This window comes from Erythrobacter sp. S158 (assembly GCF_057364915.1).
On the sequence record NZ_CP200279.1, the window covers coordinates 1,783,774 to 1,798,978 of the forward strand.

Annotated in this window: 17 protein-coding genes and 1 tRNA gene; 11 read left to right on the plus strand and 7 right to left on the minus strand. The window is 60.5% G+C overall.

Annotation, left to right across the window (positions count from 1 at the left end):
- Positions 1–88 precede the first annotated feature (88 nt).
- Positions 89–451, plus strand: a complete 363-nt coding sequence (locus AC0V6T_RS08785; RefSeq protein WP_486126101.1) for a SnoaL-like domain-containing protein — start codon at positions 89–91, stop codon at positions 449–451.
- Positions 452–481: 30 nt separating this feature from the next.
- On the opposite strand, the gene AC0V6T_RS08790 is transcribed toward AC0V6T_RS08785, so the two are convergent.
- From AC0V6T_RS08790 to AC0V6T_RS08800, 3 genes are all read right to left on the minus strand, one after another.
- A complete protein-coding gene (locus AC0V6T_RS08790; protein ID WP_486126103.1) occupies positions 482–1,018 on the minus strand; it encodes a DUF4199 domain-containing protein in 537 nt (178 codons plus the stop codon).
- A 108-nt stretch (positions 1,019–1,126) separates the two neighbouring features.
- On the minus strand, positions 1,127–1,552 hold the full coding sequence (locus AC0V6T_RS08795) for a response regulator transcription factor (protein WP_486126105.1): 426 nt from the start codon (positions 1,550–1,552) through the stop codon (positions 1,127–1,129).
- Positions 1,553–1,589: 37 nt separating this feature from the next.
- Positions 1,590–2,060, minus strand: a complete 471-nt coding sequence (locus AC0V6T_RS08800) for a DUF6456 domain-containing protein (protein WP_486126107.1) — start codon at positions 2,058–2,060, stop codon at positions 1,590–1,592.
- A 106-nt stretch (positions 2,061–2,166) separates the two neighbouring features.
- Here AC0V6T_RS08800 and AC0V6T_RS08805 point away from each other — a divergent pair, with 106 nt between their 5' ends.
- Positions 2,167–2,748: a helix-turn-helix domain-containing protein gene (locus AC0V6T_RS08805; protein ID WP_486126109.1), complete on the plus strand. Its 582-nt coding sequence runs from the start codon at positions 2,167–2,169 to the stop codon at positions 2,746–2,748.
- Between the two features lie 101 nt (positions 2,749–2,849).
- Positions 2,850–4,031, plus strand: coding sequence for a glycosyltransferase (locus tag AC0V6T_RS08810; RefSeq protein ID WP_486126111.1), 1,182 nt, complete (start codon positions 2,850–2,852; stop codon positions 4,029–4,031).
- A gap of 118 nt (positions 4,032–4,149) precedes the next feature.
- Here the strand turns inward: AC0V6T_RS08810 and secF are convergent, their stop codons facing one another.
- The 3 genes from secF to yajC form a co-directional block, all read right to left on the minus strand.
- Positions 4,150–5,130: a protein translocase subunit SecF gene (gene secF, locus AC0V6T_RS08815; protein ID WP_486126113.1), complete on the minus strand. Its 981-nt coding sequence runs from the start codon at positions 5,128–5,130 to the stop codon at positions 4,150–4,152.
- 12 nt (positions 5,131–5,142) lie between these two features.
- A complete protein-coding gene (secD, locus tag AC0V6T_RS08820; RefSeq protein WP_486126115.1) occupies positions 5,143–6,813 on the minus strand; it encodes a protein translocase subunit SecD in 1,671 nt (556 codons plus the stop codon).
- An 88-nt stretch (positions 6,814–6,901) separates the two neighbouring features.
- Positions 6,902–7,222: a preprotein translocase subunit YajC gene (gene yajC / locus AC0V6T_RS08825; protein WP_007163645.1), complete on the minus strand. Its 321-nt coding sequence runs from the start codon at positions 7,220–7,222 to the stop codon at positions 6,902–6,904.
- 261 nt (positions 7,223–7,483) lie between these two features.
- On the opposite strand from yajC, the gene AC0V6T_RS08830 reads away from it, so the two are divergent.
- From AC0V6T_RS08830 to AC0V6T_RS08850, 5 genes are all read left to right on the plus strand, one after another.
- A tRNA-Pro gene (locus tag AC0V6T_RS08830) sits at positions 7,484–7,560 on the plus strand.
- A gap of 198 nt (positions 7,561–7,758) precedes the next feature.
- Positions 7,759–9,888, plus strand: coding sequence for a TonB-dependent receptor plug domain-containing protein (locus AC0V6T_RS08835; RefSeq protein ID WP_486126117.1), 2,130 nt, complete (start codon positions 7,759–7,761; stop codon positions 9,886–9,888).
- A 39-nt stretch (positions 9,889–9,927) separates the two neighbouring features.
- On the plus strand, positions 9,928–10,809 hold the full coding sequence (locus AC0V6T_RS08840) for an HpcH/HpaI aldolase/citrate lyase family protein (protein WP_486126119.1): 882 nt from the start codon (positions 9,928–9,930) through the stop codon (positions 10,807–10,809).
- A gap of 91 nt (positions 10,810–10,900) precedes the next feature.
- Complete coding sequence (locus tag AC0V6T_RS08845) at positions 10,901–11,314, plus strand: holin family protein (RefSeq protein WP_486126121.1); 414 nt, start codon at positions 10,901–10,903, stop codon at positions 11,312–11,314.
- A 63-nt stretch (positions 11,315–11,377) separates the two neighbouring features.
- A complete protein-coding gene (locus AC0V6T_RS08850; protein WP_486126123.1) occupies positions 11,378–11,773 on the plus strand; it encodes a BLUF domain-containing protein in 396 nt (131 codons plus the stop codon).
- 30 nt (positions 11,774–11,803) lie between these two features.
- On the opposite strand, the gene AC0V6T_RS08855 is transcribed toward AC0V6T_RS08850, so the two are convergent.
- Complete coding sequence (locus tag AC0V6T_RS08855) at positions 11,804–12,121, minus strand: TraR/DksA family transcriptional regulator (protein ID WP_486126125.1); 318 nt, start codon at positions 12,119–12,121, stop codon at positions 11,804–11,806.
- 300 nt (positions 12,122–12,421) lie between these two features.
- Here AC0V6T_RS08855 and AC0V6T_RS08860 point away from each other — a divergent pair, with 300 nt between their 5' ends.
- The 3 genes from AC0V6T_RS08860 (at position 12,422) to accB (ending at position 15,199) form a co-directional block, all read left to right on the plus strand.
- Positions 12,422–14,011: a hypothetical protein gene (locus AC0V6T_RS08860; protein ID WP_486126127.1), complete on the plus strand. Its 1,590-nt coding sequence runs from the start codon at positions 12,422–12,424 to the stop codon at positions 14,009–14,011.
- A gap of 97 nt (positions 14,012–14,108) precedes the next feature.
- Positions 14,109–14,558 (plus strand): type II 3-dehydroquinate dehydratase, encoded by a 450-nt coding sequence (locus tag AC0V6T_RS08865; protein ID WP_486126129.1) that lies wholly within the window; start codon positions 14,109–14,111, stop codon positions 14,556–14,558.
- 119 nt (positions 14,559–14,677) lie between these two features.
- On the plus strand, positions 14,678–15,199 hold the full coding sequence (accB, locus tag AC0V6T_RS08870; RefSeq protein WP_486126131.1) for an acetyl-CoA carboxylase biotin carboxyl carrier protein: 522 nt from the start codon (positions 14,678–14,680) through the stop codon (positions 15,197–15,199).
- Positions 15,200–15,205: the final 6 nt, after the last annotated feature.

Consider the following 15,205-nt stretch of genomic DNA (forward strand, 5'->3'; position numbering starts at 1 on the left):
CGTGGCTCGCGAAAGTGTCACTCTTTGCGTGTAAGAGTGTAACCCTCGGCGTGCAGCCGCCGCCTTTGCCAAACCGCAGGAGCCAGCCATGTCCATTGAGCAACTCGCCACCGACTTCATGAAGCTGATGATCGAAGAGGATGCCGAAGGGTATCAGGCATACTGGTCTGACGACATTGTCAGTCTCGAACCGACCGAAGACCCGATGGCGCGGGTCGAGGGTCGCGAGGCGCTGATCCAGAAACACCAATGGTGGGAAGACAACGCTGAAATGCACTCCTCCTCGATGCAGGGCCCCTACGTCTTCGGCGACCAGTTCGCGGTGCGGTACACCATGGACGTCACGATGGACGGTGAACGCAGCCAGATGGCGGAAGTGGGCGTTTACACCGTCAAGGACGGCAAGATCGTCGAGGAGCGTTTCTTCTACGGCGCGGGCGAATACGCCTGACGTTCCTCGACCGACCTTGCTCCTCATCGTCTATGCCGCAGCGCGCGCAGGCAGCACCTTTGCGTTGCGCAGGATCGCAGCCGAAATCAGCGCGACGATAAGCCCGACCGGGAAGATCTCGATGAAGGTGATCGGCATGCGGAAGAGCGGGTTCGCGTACATCATCATGCTCTCTTCCAACTCGACAATCTGAGCCGCGCGCTCGGCATCGCTCAGGCTCTGCGCTTCGATCGAGGCGCGCATGGAATCGCCGTATGCCTGCATGAAGGCAAAGTCTGTCGCGTAAAGGAACACTTCCCAGGTGATGACGTAGAATACGGCAGCAACCACCGCGATCCCGATGCCGACCGCAGCTGCCTGGCCGAACTTGATCACGCCGCCATGCTCGACGTCGCGGTATCTCTTGATGCCGATGAAGACGAGGCTGAGCACCGCAAGCATGACCGCGTAACCGGCGATCTCGGATGTCATCAGATCATCGGTCCCGACCACCAGCATCACCGCGATCATGAAGGCGATTATCACGACACCGATGATCGAACCGTAAGTGAGTGCATAACGAAACACTGTGCGTCTCCTTTTTCGTAATTGGACGCCAGACCCGTTCCTTATTCGAACCTCAAATCCTATCACCCGGATGGGTGAATTCGACCATTTCACCCTGATGGACGGCCCTTAAGGGATGAGCGCCAGCGAGCGCGCTGCCTCGACTGCCTTGCCCCTGCCCGTCACTTCCAACTTCATGTAAAGATTGGCGATATGGGTCTTCACCGTGTTGGGAGAGACGCCGAGCGAGCGGGCGATTTCCTTGTTGCTCGCGCCTTTTGCTAGGTGGTCGAGGATCTCGCACTCGCGCCTAGTTAGGCCGAGCGAGGAGATGGCCTTTTCGTTGCGCTCGAATGCTGTCGGCTTGCCACCGGGTGTCAGTTTCATGCCGAGCCAGATGCCAATGACGACGAAAATCGCTGCCACCACGCCGATGTAGATCTCGCCCGGCATGCTCATCAGGAGATAGCGATACTGCGCCCATTGCAGCACCATCGCGACAAGCGCGAGCGCGCCGCCATACAGCAAACCATATCGGATGATGCCCTTCCCCATGTCCGCTTCGTGCCAGATCGCGCCGCGATGATCCAGATCACCTGATCCGGTAGAAGTCTGCCACCCTCTCGAGTGCGAGTTTGAGCACCAGTTTGCCGCTCCTGGCAGGCCAGCCGAGGGTCTTTTCCGCCTGCGGCAATCCCTCGCCCGCGCACACGACACGCCAAAGGATGTCTTCGAGCCCCTTGCCCGCCGCCTTGAGCGCACCATCGAAACGCTGCTTTGCCGCGATCTGGCGTTCGCTTGCGCTCAGCCCCTGCTCTCCGGTTGTCTTGATACGCACCGGGTCCCATCGCATCGTGACATTGGGTGACAATTGCGCGCGCTCGTAATCGGCGCGCAGCGCCTCGCCCGCATCAAACAGCTTGGCGGAGAGGTGCCCGCGCGAATGGAGCCATGCGATCGGCGATTCCGCCGCGTTGATGGTGACGCTTCGCCCCTTGGCACGCGCCGCGCCCTCGCGCCTTGGGCCTTCGGATGTAAGCTCCCGCTCGACCAGTTTGCGCATGTCCGACTCTCCTTTATCACCAAATGGGTGATTTGAGGCTTGCATTGCATCCAGCACTGTAGGAAAGTCCAAATTCGCCAAAAGGGTTCTTCGAGAGGTTCGAAACATGATCAATCGCATCCGCGAAATCCGAAAGGCCAAGGGCTTGACCCTCGCCGATCTTGCAGAGGCCTGCGACCCGCCCACCACTGCGCAGACGATCGGGCGGCTCGAAACGGGGATGCGCAACCTCTCGATCAAGTGGATGGACCGGATAGGCGCCGCGCTGGAGGTTGACCCCGAAGTGCTGGTGCGTTCGGAAGAGCAGAAGCGCGCGCAGGTTGTCGCCGAACTCGGCCTCTCCGAACCCGAGGCGCTCAAGGCTCCGCGCGAGGCAATCCTCCCCACCGAAATCGCGGCCAGCGGCGGCGATGCAACCATGCTGGTGCTCGAAGTTGCTGCATCGGTCGGCGAGTATCGTCCCGGCGACATGGTGTGGCTACGCCAGATCGACCCGGACGAAGCGGCAAGCGCAATGAACCGGGACTGCCTGATCCCCCGCCCCGGCGGTCGCTTCGCGTTCGGTCGGCTGATCGATCGCAAGGGCACGCTGGTCGGCCTTTTGCCTGCTCAGGCGGGCAACAAGCAGCTTGTTATCGATAATCCGCCCTGGATCGCGGTCGCCACGATGCTGGTCAGGCCGCTGTGACGTTAATCTTGTTTGTCAGTCGGTTTTAACCGCAAACCCGCTAACATCCTGAATCGGAGAGAGGAGAGTATCGTGCGCAGCAATCGGCAGGAAGGTTCGTGATGAAGCACGTCCTGTCGCTCAGCACGCTCTATCCCAACACGACCAATCCGCGCTTCGGGACCTTCGTCGCACGCTCGCTCGAAGCGCTGGCGCGGCGCGGGGACTGGCGTGTAACGGTGGTCAATCCGATTGGCCTGCCCCCTGTGGCCGTGGGTCGCTACCGCGCGCTTGCTGGCCTCGATGAAGTCGCTGAGGAAGGCGGCATTACTGTTCACCGGCCGCGCTTTCGCCTGATCCCGGCGGTGGGCGCGCGCCGCAACGCCTCTGCCATCGCCAAGGCTGCGTTGCCCGTGATCCGCCGCATTCATGCCGAGCGCCCGATTGATGTGCTCGATGCGCAGTTCTTCTTCCCCGACGGCCCTGCCGCTGCCGAGATTGCTGACACAATTGGGACAAAGCTTTCGATCAAGGCGCGGGGCAGCGACATCACCTATTGGGGGGGCATCGACTTTGCGCGCGCGCAGATGCTCGAAGCGGCGGAGCGCGCCGACCGGCTGCTAGCCGTGAGCGAGAGCCTTGCGCGCGAGATGGAGGATATCGGGATGGATCGCCGCAAGATACGCGTCCATTACACCGGCCTCGACCGCGACCGTTTCCGCCCGCTTGAGCACACGCAGCTGCGCGCGCAGTTGACCAAGGAACTGGGCTTCAAGATGCCCGATAACGTGCCGCTGCTGGTCTGCGTCGGCGCTCTCATCAAACGCAAAGGTCAGGACATTGCGATTGCCGCGCTGAAAGCCATTCCGGGAGCGCGGCTGGTGCTGGTCGGCAAGGGTGAGGACGAGGCGCACTTGCGCGACCTCGCCAAGACGATGGACCTTGATAAGCGGGTGCATTTCGCAGGGTCGCTCGACCACAACCGGATGCCGCTGGTGCTGTCGGCTGCCGACGTGATGGTGCTGCCTACCGCGAATGAAGGGCTCGCCAACGCCTGGGTGGAAGCGCTTGCCTGCGGGACGCCGGTCGTGACTTGTGACGTGGGCGGCGCTCGCGAGATCATCACCAACCACACCGCGGGACGGCTGGTCGAACGCAACCCCGAGGCCGTGGCAGCGGGCGTCAACGAGGTGCTCAACAACCCGCCCATGCGCAGCGCCGTCGCCGCGATGGCGGAGCGGTTCAGCTGGGAAACTAATGCGCTGGAATTAGCGGCGCATTACGATGATTTGATCGGACGCTAACGCCTACCTGCAATCGGCCCAAGGGGCCGCAAGGGCGACTGCCCGCCCGCAGCGGGGCCGCAGCAACGCGGAGGCCGTCTAGCGAGGACGCAGGCCCGGATGGGCCTGCGAAATGCAATCAAACCTGCCCCAGCACCTTCTTTTCCTGAAGGTCCGCTTCGGTCTCCTTGGGCACAAAGCTGTCCGAAGTGACGCCCATCCAGATCAGCAGCGGCGCTGCGAGATAGACGCTCGAATAGGTGCCGATGAACAGGCCCGCCGTAATTGCCGCGACGAGGCCGAACAGGCTTGCCGGGCCGAAGAACAGCAGCGGCAAAAGCGCGACGAGCAGCGTCAGCGAGGTCATCACCGTGCGCGCCAGCGTCTCGTTCACCGACAGGTCGAGCAGCTCTGGAAGCGGCATCTTGCGGTACTTCTTCAGGTTCTCACGGATGCGGTCGTAGACGACGATCGTATCGTTCAGCGAGTAACCAATGATCGCGAGGATCGCCGCGATGATCTGAAGGCTGAACTCCATCTGAGTCAGAGCAAACAGACCCAGCGTCACCGACACATCGTGGAACAGCGCAAAGAGAGCACCCACGCCGAATTGCCATTCGAAGCGGATCCAGATGTAGAGCGCCACCATCACCATCGCCGCGATGAGCGCGAGAGCTGCATCGTTGCGGAACTCGCCCGAGACCTTGCCCGAGACGCTGTCCACGCCGTCGATGCGGATATCGGGATAGCTTTGCTCGATCTCGGTGACGATCGCATTGGTCATCTCGTTCGCGAATTCGGGATTGCCTTCCGCTTCGGGCGGCAGCTTGACACGGATCGAGACTTCGTTGGGTTCGCCAAAGCGCTGAACGATCGGGTCTTCGATGTTTTCGAGATCACCGATGACCTGGCGCAGTTCGACCACCGGCGCTTCGGCCGTCTGGGTGAAAGTCGCGCGGATTTCCTGGCCACCGGCGAAGTCGACGCCGTAGTTGAGGCCCTGCGTCAGGACAGCGGCCCAGCTTGCCACGATCAGCACGATGCTGAGAATGAAGAAGGGAACGCGCAGTTTCAGGAACTTGATGTTTGTGTCCTGGGGTACGAGCTTGAGCAGTTTCATGTCTCGTCCTCCTTAAATCGTGATGTCTTTAGGGCGCTTGGCGGCGAGATAGCCGGACACCCACATCTTGGTCAGGGTCAGCGCGGTGAAGACCGAGGTCGCAAGGCCGATCACCAGCACGACCGCAAAGCCACGGATCGGGCCCGAGCCGAACCAGAACAGCAGCACACCTGCGATGAAGTTGGTGATGTTGGCGTCGTAAATCGCTCGGCTCGCTTCCTTGTAGCCGTTCTCGACCGCGGTGATGACCTTGCGGCCACGCTTGCGCTCTTCGCGGATACGCTCGTTGATGAGCACGTTTGCGTCCACCGCCGCGCCGACAGTCAGCACGAAGCCAGCAATACCCGGCAAAGTCAGCGTGAAGTTTCCGATAGCCATCAGGCCCAGCAGGATCAGCACGTTGAACACCAGCGCCGCCGTCGCATAGACGCCGAAACGGCCATAGGTCGCGACCATCAGCGCGATCACGGCAATCGAACCAATCAGCATCGCGATAAGGCCGCTGCGGATCGATTCTGCGCCAAGGTCAGGTCCGACGGTGCGCTCTTCGACCACGGTCAGCGGCACCGGCAGCGCCCCCGATTGCAGCGAGATTGCAAGCTCGTTTGCCGTGTCAGGCGTGAAAGCGCCGGAAATCTGTGCGCTACCGCCAAGGATCGGTTCGTTGAAAAACGGCGCGGAAATCACCTCCCCATCGAGGATGATTGCGAAGCGCTCGCCCACATTCTCGGTCGAAAGCTGAGCGAATTTCTGGCCGCCCTGCTGGTCGAACTGGATGTTGACGACGTTCTCGTTCGTCTGCGGATCGACGCCCGCGCGCGCATTGATAAGGCTGTCGCCGCGAATACCGCCGAGACGTTTGACCGCTTCGAACTGGCCGGCGAAATCGGTTTCAGGCGCGTATGGGTAGATCTGGCTTCCCGGATTTGCGACACCGGCAGCGGTGTTGGTCGGCAGGGCCTGCTGATCAACCAGCTTGAATTCAAGCTCTGCGGTCTCACCAAGGAGACGCTTGAGAGCAACCGGGTCCTGAAGGCCAGGCACCTGCACCACGATGCGATTTTCACCCTGGCGGATGATCGTCGGCTCGCGCGTGCCGAGAAGGTCGATACGGCGACGCACAACTTCGACCGCGCCTTCCATGGCGCTGTTGAGTGCGGTTGCCTGTCCGGCATCGGTCGGGGTCAGCACGATACGCTGTCCATCGACAACCGATAGATCCCATTCACGGCGCAGGCCGTCGCCCATCATGATCGGTTCAAGCACCGCGCGTGCACGGTCGATGTCGGCAACGCTGTCGAGGATGAAGGAAAGCTGTCCGTCCGAGCGCGAAGTGTCTCCGAACTCGATTGCTGGCACCGCCTGGCGAAGCGCGGATTCGACCGCTTCTTCCATGTTCTCGAGCCGTTGGCTCGCGACATCAGCCGGGTTTGCCTCAAGCAGGAGGTGCGAGCCACCCGCAAGGTCGAGCCCCAGATTGATCTGCGGAAGCGAGCTTTCCTCCTCGTCTCCCCCGTCCACTTCGGGGAAAGCCGGAGCCTCTGCGGTTACATCGTCGGCGGGAGCCGGCGCGGGTTCGTCCGAGGAGGTGAAGCTGGACATGAGCGAAGGGATCGCCGCCGCTGCGAGCGCAAGGGTGAAGACCCAGAGCGAAATCTTCTTCCAGAGTGGTGTATCAAGCATTGCCGTTCAGTCTTGAACCTTATGATATTTACCGTCGATGTCCGGGCTGAATTCGCATGGTGCTGCGCCAAGGCCCGGCATGCTGGTCTTAGTCGTTGGCGGGCTTGCCACCCGGCTCAATCAGGTCAGCAATGGTGTGCTTGACCGCTTTTACGCGAACATCCTTGGCGAGCTCAATCTCGGCATAGGTGTCGTCGACCTTCATGACCTTGCCTACCAGGCCGCCCTGCGTGACAACCTGATCGCCTTTCTTGAGGCCAGCGACCTTTGCCTGGTGCTCTTTTTGGCGTTTCATCTGCGGACGGATGATCAGAAACCAGAAGATCACGACCATGCCGATGATCGGCAACCAGTTGATCCAGCCCGGAGGCGCATCAGCAGCTCCGGCAGCGGCAAGAAGGTCAAGCATGTGTCAAAAGCCCGTTCATTTTGCTGTTTTACAATCCCGAAAGCGGGCGCCAATTGCGTGGCAATCGGTACGTCCGCTCCACCCTTATTCAGGTAAGTGGGCGCGGTTAGCAGCAATACAAGCGACGGGCAATTCGGCTGGCGCGCATGGTGGCAAACAGGCCACAGCTGTGTGTATCGCCCCGATAGCCGGTGGGATGGATCAGCTTTCGTCTTGCCAGCGCCAAACGCCACCCTTATAGGCCGCCTCCTCCACTGGATACGGGAAGTAGCGCAGCCTGGTAGCGCATCACACTGGGGGTGTGGGGGTCGCAGGTTCGAATCCTGTCTTCCCGACCAGTGGAGAATTTCACTCAACAGCCAGACCAGATGACGCAGCCGATAATGGTGTGCGCGAATTGACGCGTCAGCGGCAACCAGAGCCGTGGAATCGATGGTCCGCAATCGGCCCAAATTGCGCACGTTTTTTGTCGAACGCAGATGACCGTTCGTCCCTTGAGCCTGTTCATTCATTTTAGCGATGCGCAAGGAACTTTCATGCTCCCTCAGCGTTTCTCTGCCTCGATGAATCCCCTGACCCGTTCCAAACTCTTTTTCGCGACCTGCGCAGCCCTTGCCCTGTGCCCGGCACCGCTTGCGGCTGAGACAAGCGAAGGCGAGGCACTGGACGAGACCGGCGCGGCATCCACCGAAGCAAACACTCGCCGGACTTTCGTGCCGGAAGATTTTGCCCGCTTTGCCCCGCGAAGCGCTCTCGACATGGCGCGCCAGATCCCGGGCTTCTCCATCCGCGAAGGCGGCGGGGATCGCGGCCTCGGTCAAGCGGACACCAACGTCATCATCAATGGCAGGCGCATTTCGGGCAAGTCGAATGGCCCCGTCGCCGCCCTTCAACGCATCCCGACCGACGAGGTCGTGCAGTTGGTGCTGGTCGACGGCGCAAGCCTTGATGTCGGCGGCCTCACCGGACAGGTGCTCAACGTCATCACCGCGAGCGGCGGCGGCATTTCGGGCCAGTTCCGCTATGCACCCCAGTTCCGCTCGTTCGGCACGCCCGCGCGCCTTTATGAAGGCCGCGTCGCGATTGCTGGCGGTGGTCAAAAGGACGAGTGGACGCTTGAGCTGGAAAACAACTCTGGCAGGCGAGGTGACGAGGGTATCGAGCGCGTGTTCGACGGCGCGCGCACGCTTATCGCGCTGCGGGATGAGGCCTCGAACTTCAATTCGGACCGGATCGGGCTTTCCGGCTCCTACACACGCGTGGCGGACAATGAGAATGTCCTGAACCTGACCGGCGAAGTGAACGGCTTCATCTTCCGTGAGAGCGAAATCTCGCTTCAGGACGGTATCGTCGGCCTGCCCGATAGTGCTCGCGACTTCCGTTCACAGGAAGACGAATACAACTTTGAACTCGGCGCGGACTACCAGTTCGACCTTGGCGGCGGACGGCTCAAGCTTATCGCCTACCACCGCTACGAGGACAGCCCCACCGTCAGCCAGGCGATCACCAGTTTCGAGGATGGCTCGCCGGTCGTCGGAAGCCGCTTCACCCGCGATGCCGATGAAGGCGAGACGATCCTGCGCTCTGAATACAGCTTTGGTGCATTAGGCGGAGACCTGCTTGTCGCGGCCGAGGGTGTGAAGAACTTCCTCGACATCACCTCCGCGCTCGAAGTGATCGATGCGGGCGGCGATTTCCAGCCCGTCGCGCTGCCGGGCGCCACCGCGCGCGTGGAAGAGGACCGTGCAGAAGCGAGCCTCATTTACAGCCGGACGCTCGCCTCGACGCTGCAATTCCAGTCTTCACTGGGCGCCGAATACTCCAAGATCAGCCAGAGCGGTCCGCTTGGCCAGACGCGCACATTCTATCGGCCCAAGGGTTTCGTGGCGCTCGACTGGAAGGCCAGCCCCAACATCAACATCGCAGGCCGCGTTGAACGGGTTGTAGGCCAGCTCAACTTCTTCGATTTCATCGCCTCGGTCGACCTCAATCAGGAACGCGCCGATGTGACCAACGCCGACCTCGTGCCGCAGCAAAGCTGGGTCTTCGAGATCGAGGCAGCGATCAATCTGGGCGCGATCGGCACTCTGAACCTGCGGCCATTTTACGAGGACATCTCGGACATCGTCGACCAGATCCCGATCGAAGGCGGCGGTCAGGCACCGGGCAACCTGCCTTCTGCTGAGTTCTACGGCATTGCAGGCGACCTCACGCTTCTTTCCGAAGGGTTCGGCTGGCGCGGCACTCGGCTCGACTTGCGCGCTTCGGTGCGCGACAGTTCGATCGTCGACCCGCTGCTTGGCACGACGCGGCGACTGTCCGGGAACGACATTCTCGATGTCGGCATGGACCTGCGCCACGATTTCCAGGGCACATCCTGGGCAATAGGCACGTCGGCCAGCTACGAGGACAACGCACCCAACGTGCGCCTCGACGAAATCGCGCTGCGAACCGAAAGCTTTCCCGGTTTCGTGAGCGCCTTTATCGAGAACAAGGACGTCGCCGGCCTCACCATTCGCGCCAACGTCGCCAACATCGCCGACCGCGATAATCGCTTCGACCGGACCGTCTTCGTCGATCGCCAGGCTGGCGTCATCGACTTCATCGAAGACCGAGACCGCGAGTTCGGGACGATTTTCACACTCGAGATTGAAGGTTCGTTCTAACCGTCCTACGCGCACCTCCACATATAGAGGACGCTACAGATGACGACCCCACCCCTGCCCAAGATGCGCAGCTGGCTGTTTGCTCCCGGCGACAGCGAGAAGAAGATGGCAAAGGCCATCGCGAGCGACGCTGACATCGCGCTCATCGACCTTGAGGATTCGGTTGTCCCGGATCGCAAGGCCGAGGCGCGCAAGATGGTTGCAGATGCGATTGCAAAAGCGTCCGACACATCGCGCGTTTGGGTTCGGGTCAATCCGCTCTCGGGCGGTTGGACCGAAGATGATCTCGATGCAGTTGTGCCAGCAGGCCCGGGCGGGCTGTTCCTGCCCAAGGCCGAAGGCGGTCATCATGTCGAGGCTCTCGACGCGCTCATCACACCGCGCGAAGTTTCGGCGGGGCTTGCCCCCGGTTCCATCAGGGTCGCCGCGCTCGTTACCGAGACAGCCGCTGCGATGTTCACCACCGGGACCTATGACAACACCCCGCGCCTTGCGGCGATGAGCTGGGGCGCTGAGGACCTGTCTAGCGAACTTGGAGCAAGCGAGCAGCGCGGGCCTGACGGCGAATACACTCACGTTTACGAGATGGCGCGTAGCCTTTGCCTACTCGGCGCGGTCAAGGCAGGTGTCGCACCGATCGAGACCGTGCAGCCGGAGTTTCGTGATCTCGAAAAGCTGGAAACCCGCGCCCGCCGCGTTCGTGCGCAAGGCTTTCGCGGAATGCTCGCCATCCATCCGGCACAGGTCGCGCCGATCAATGCGGCCTTCACGCCGAGCGCGGAAGAGATCGCGCATGCCCGTGCCGTGGTACAGGCCTTCGCTGACAATCCCGGAGCAGGCGCGCTGCAACTCGACGGTGCGATGATTGACCGCCCGCACCTCGCCCTTGCGGAAAGGCTGCTTGCCGAAGCGGGCGAATAGACTCGATTATCGAACCAGTTTAGAGTTTTAACTCTCCTACACAAACCCATTTGGTTAGTGCACTCGTTCGATTCTCAACAGGAGCGCTGCAATGGCCATTCTCGAAACCCTCATCGGTCCGATCACTTCCCTGCTCGACAAGATCATTCCCGACAAGGAAGCCCGGGCGAAAGCCCAGCTTGAATTGATCCGGCTCGAAGGCACGCAGGATCTCGCCATGATCGAGGCGCGCCTCGCAGCGATCGTCGCAGAGGCGCAATCAAAAGACCCCTGGACCAGCCGCGCGCGCCCAAGCTTCCTCTATGTGATGTACGTCCTGATCCTGACCGCCCTTCCGATGGGGCTGCTGAGCGCTTTCAATCCGGGTGCGGCGCGCCATATTGCGGGCGGGATGAACGCTTACCTCGCGGGACTGCCTGAACCGCTCTACGCGCTCTTCGGCACCGGCTATCTGGGCTACACCGCCGCGCGCCAATGGGGAAAGGTAAAGGGCGTGGATCGGTAAGATTGCGGGCGCCCTGAGACTCGCCTTCGCTGCTCGTTAAGCATTGTCTGCTAACGGCTGCGCATGCTGGAGATAATCTACGAGAGCAAGGCGAGCGAGGGCGTCGGCGCTGCTGATTTATTCAATATCATCCAAAAGTCCGCCGACAACAACGCCCAGGCCGGCCTCACCGGTTTCCTGATCTTCTCGCACGACCGTTTCTTCCAGGTGATCGAGGGACCCAAGGAGCGCATCGTCGACCTGATGCAACGCCTCGAACAGGATCCTCGCCACCACTCGATCCGTGTGGTGGATCAGCGCACAATCACTCAGACGTCGTTCCCCCAATGGCGCATGAAGCGTCTGATGCCCGCTGAAACGCTAAAGCAGATGGACGAACAATGCCCGGAGCTTCGCAATGCGCCTGCGCACATTCGGAAAGCCGCTATGAGCTTTCTTCAGCGGACGACGTCTGGGTAGGCTTTCAAGCAAACCCTCGGGCATTTGACGTTAGGCCGCGCATTCAATGCAACGGGTCGCAATTGGACGTGCGAACAGTCGCTCGCGCCTGATCTCTTTCCCGCAGCTTCCGCAGGTACCATAGGTACCATTCTCGATGCGCTTGAGCGCATGCCTGATTTGCGCGATCTCGGCGCGCAGAACGTCATCGACGCCTTCGAGGGCTTCGTCATCGGCAAGGTCGATCGCCTGATCGGAAAAGTCCGCCTCTAGGGGATGGCGAAGGTCATCCTCGATCAACTCGGCGCGCGCGAGCAAGTCGGACAAGCGCGCCTTGAGCGTTTCGGCCATTTCTGCATACCCGGTCATCGTCAGTCTCCTCGATATCGCAGAAATCCTAGGCGCATTCGCAGTCTTCGGATTTGATCGAGCGCAAAGTTGAGATCGAACATCTCGCGAAATCGCGTGAATCGCACACTAGATTCGCTTCAGCACCGGCTTGCTCGTCACAACGTCCGCTTCACTCAGCATTCCCACCTATTGACCGGACAGAATTCGCTTTCATCCAAGGCATTAAAGGTTTATCAACCATGCGAGTCACGTTGCGCGGTTACTTGCGCAACCGAATGGGATCATCGCGGTCAGCGCAATGATGATGGGGGAAGAGTGATGAAAAGAACGGTATTTGCCGGAGTCTCGGCGATCGCACTTTCGATGCCGGGCGTTGCGCTGGCGCAGGACAATATCAGCACTGTTACGCAAAGCGGCACCGGCAGCGATGCCGATGTGACCCAGACCGGCGACACCAACGAATCGGTTTTGACGCAAGACGGCACGCCTACCGGCGTCGATGGTATCGCGAACGAAGCGACCATTCTGCAGGAAGGCTCGAACGGTTATTCCGAAGGAACGCAGACCGGCGATAACATTCTGAATGTCACCCAGACCGTCGACAGCGACGGCATGAATTCCGAAGTATTCCAGACCAATGCAGGCGGTGGGACCAGCAACCAGGCTGACGTGACACAGCGCGGCCTTGGTCAGGGCTTCGGTTCGGGGACCGGCAATTTCATTAACCAGAGCGGTACGAACGGCGACGTTGACGTCATCCAAGATATCGGCACGACCGATGCGGTCAGCCTCGTCATCCAGCGCGATCAGAACCAGACTGCTGAGGTAACACAGACCGCGGGTGTGAATGTTCAGTCCTTCATCGAGCAGGAAGAGAACACTCAGACCGCGACTGTCCGGCAGACCGGCGATGACAACTTCTCCGACATTTTCCAGTCGCAGCGTGCAAACGATGCAGACGTGCTTCAGACGATGGCTGGTAACAGCTCGGAAATCATTCAGGACGGTGAAGTCGGCGACGTCGACGTCGATCAGACCGGCACGGGCAATGAAAGTTTTGTCGATCAGGACGACAACACCGATCGCGGCGACATTCTGATCACGCAAAGCGGTAATGACAACGACTCGTTCGCTTTCCAGGATGATGACGATTCCGACATCACTCATACGCAAAGCGGTAACGAGAACTTCGCCGATACCGATCAGGGTTCGGAAGACAGCTTCAGCACCATCACGCAGTCGGGTAGCAACAACCGCGCTGAAGTGATTCAGGGCGATGTATCTGACGATCAGGACAGCACGATCACCCAGACTGGCAGCTTCAACAGAGCCGAAGTGCAGCAGGGTTCTGACGTATCGGGGCCACCCGATGACAACAACCGCAGCACGATCACTCAATCGAGCAACAACAATATCGGTATTGTCGATCAGATCGCCGAGAACAGTGTCCATACGCTGACACAGGAATTGGGCAATTTCAACGAGAGCACCACGCTCATCGGCGACGATACGCCCGGTGTGAGCCCCGTTCCCGACGGAAGCCAGGTCACCATCCTCCAGCAAGGTACGATGAACGTTTCCACCGTTACGGCGTCGAGCGAAATGAGCCTCGTCTTCGTCGATCAGATCGGCACCATGAACACCTCGACGGTGACGCAGAACCTTGCGGGCAACCTCAATAACGCCGACGTCAACCAAGATGGCGACAACGGCACGTCGACCATGACGCAGTCGGGCACGAGCAACATGTCGATCCTCAACCAAGACGGCACGTTCAATATCAGCGTGATCACCCAGAACGGGACGTCCAACATGGCGACCACCAATCAGGGCGGAACGGGCGATTTCTCCTCGACCTCGCAGATCGGGACCGGAAACGTCGCGACCGTTTCGCAGAATTTCCCCTGATCTGAGTTTTGACACCAGACCAATTCGAAGGGCCGCGATGTGCGCATCGTGGCCCTTCTTGCTTTCTTAGCGCCGCCAACCCGGCTAACCCGATCACATGAGCGAAACCTCGAACACAGTCTTCGTCCTCAACGGGCCGAACCTCAACCTGCTCGGCCTGCGAGAGCCTGAAATCTACAGCTCCACCACGCTCGATGAGATTGCAGGAATGCTAGAGGATCGCGCGCTCGAGCTTGGGCTCACCATCGACATGCGGCAGACCAATCACGAAGGCATGCTGGTCGACTGGCTCCACGAGGCGCAGGCGCAGGGCGCACGCGCTGTCTTGATCAACGCTGGCGCTTACACGCACACCTCGATCGCCTTGCTCGACGCCGCCAAAGCGATAACCACTCCGGTTATCGAAGTGCATCTCAGCGATCCAAAAACGCGAGAAGAGTTTCGCCACATTTCTTATATAGGCATGGCAGCGGCAAAAACGGTCGAAGGGCACGGCCCCAATTCCTACCGCATCGCATTGGAAGCCGTAGCGTCGGGTGAAGTCTGATCTCACAGGCGCACTTGCGAATTTTGCGTGCTTTGCCACTTGCCAGCCGCAATTCGCGTCAATAGTCACACCCGCAACCAACCACGCCATGGAAACATGGGGCCATATTAGGGGAACGCATGGCTGAGAAGAAATCCGGCATGAATGTCGACACCGCTCTCGTTCGCGAGCTTGCAGAAATGCTCAACGAGACCGGCCTTACCGAAATTGAAGTCGAAGATGATGATCGCAAGATCCGCGTCGCACGCAACTTCCCCGGCGGTGGTGGCGGCGGTGCGAACCTCACGCCTGCGCAAATTGCGGCCTTTGGCAACCTCGTCGGCGGCGCGCCAGCAGCCCCTGCACCCGCTCCGGCGGCGGCTCCTGCAGCGGCACCGGCACCTGAAGCGCCCGCCGCTGACGCACATGCCGATGCGCTCAAGTCACCGATGGTCGGCACTGTCTATCTCGCTCCCGAGCCGGGAGCCGCTGATTTCGTCAAGGTCGGCGACAGCGTGAAGGAAGGCGACACGCTGCTCATCGTCGAGGCGATGAAGGTCATGAACCCCATCACCGCCGACAAGTCGGGCACGATCAAGGCGATCCTCGTCGCCAACGCTCAGCCGGTCGAATTTGACCAGCCGCTTGTTGTAATCGGGTAAGCAGAC

What these genes read in the sequence shown, in the direction of transcription:
- AC0V6T_RS08785 (WP_486126101.1), top strand. Translation starts at nt 89, where the DNA reads ATGTCCATTGAGCAACTCGCCACCGACTTCATGAAGCTGATGATCGAA.
- AC0V6T_RS08795 (WP_486126105.1), bottom strand. Translation starts at nt 1,552, where the DNA reads ATGGGGAAGGGCATCATCCGATATGGTTTGCTGTATGGCGGCGCGCTC.
- AC0V6T_RS08800 (WP_486126107.1), bottom strand. Translation starts at nt 2,060, where the DNA reads ATGCGCAAACTGGTCGAGCGGGAGCTTACATCCGAAGGCCCAAGGCGC.
- AC0V6T_RS08805 (WP_486126109.1), top strand. Translation starts at nt 2,167, where the DNA reads ATGATCAATCGCATCCGCGAAATCCGAAAGGCCAAGGGCTTGACCCTC.
- AC0V6T_RS08810 (WP_486126111.1), top strand. Translation starts at nt 2,850, where the DNA reads ATGAAGCACGTCCTGTCGCTCAGCACGCTCTATCCCAACACGACCAAT.
- secF (WP_486126113.1), bottom strand. Translation starts at nt 5,130, where the DNA reads ATGAAACTGCTCAAGCTCGTACCCCAGGACACAAACATCAAGTTCCTG.
- secD (WP_486126115.1), bottom strand. Translation starts at nt 6,813, where the DNA reads ATGCTTGATACACCACTCTGGAAGAAGATTTCGCTCTGGGTCTTCACC.
- yajC (WP_007163645.1), bottom strand. Translation starts at nt 7,222, where the DNA reads ATGCTTGACCTTCTTGCCGCTGCCGGAGCTGCTGATGCGCCTCCGGGC.
- AC0V6T_RS08835 (WP_486126117.1), top strand. Translation starts at nt 7,759, where the DNA reads ATGCTCCCTCAGCGTTTCTCTGCCTCGATGAATCCCCTGACCCGTTCC.
- AC0V6T_RS08840 (WP_486126119.1), top strand. Translation starts at nt 9,928, where the DNA reads ATGACGACCCCACCCCTGCCCAAGATGCGCAGCTGGCTGTTTGCTCCC.
- AC0V6T_RS08845 (WP_486126121.1), top strand. Translation starts at nt 10,901, where the DNA reads ATGGCCATTCTCGAAACCCTCATCGGTCCGATCACTTCCCTGCTCGAC.
- AC0V6T_RS08850 (WP_486126123.1), top strand. Translation starts at nt 11,378, where the DNA reads ATGCTGGAGATAATCTACGAGAGCAAGGCGAGCGAGGGCGTCGGCGCT.
- AC0V6T_RS08855 (WP_486126125.1), bottom strand. Translation starts at nt 12,121, where the DNA reads ATGACCGGGTATGCAGAAATGGCCGAAACGCTCAAGGCGCGCTTGTCC.
- AC0V6T_RS08860 (WP_486126127.1), top strand. Translation starts at nt 12,422, where the DNA reads ATGAAAAGAACGGTATTTGCCGGAGTCTCGGCGATCGCACTTTCGATG.
- AC0V6T_RS08865 (WP_486126129.1), top strand. Translation starts at nt 14,109, where the DNA reads ATGAGCGAAACCTCGAACACAGTCTTCGTCCTCAACGGGCCGAACCTC.
- accB (WP_486126131.1), top strand. Translation starts at nt 14,678, where the DNA reads ATGGCTGAGAAGAAATCCGGCATGAATGTCGACACCGCTCTCGTTCGC.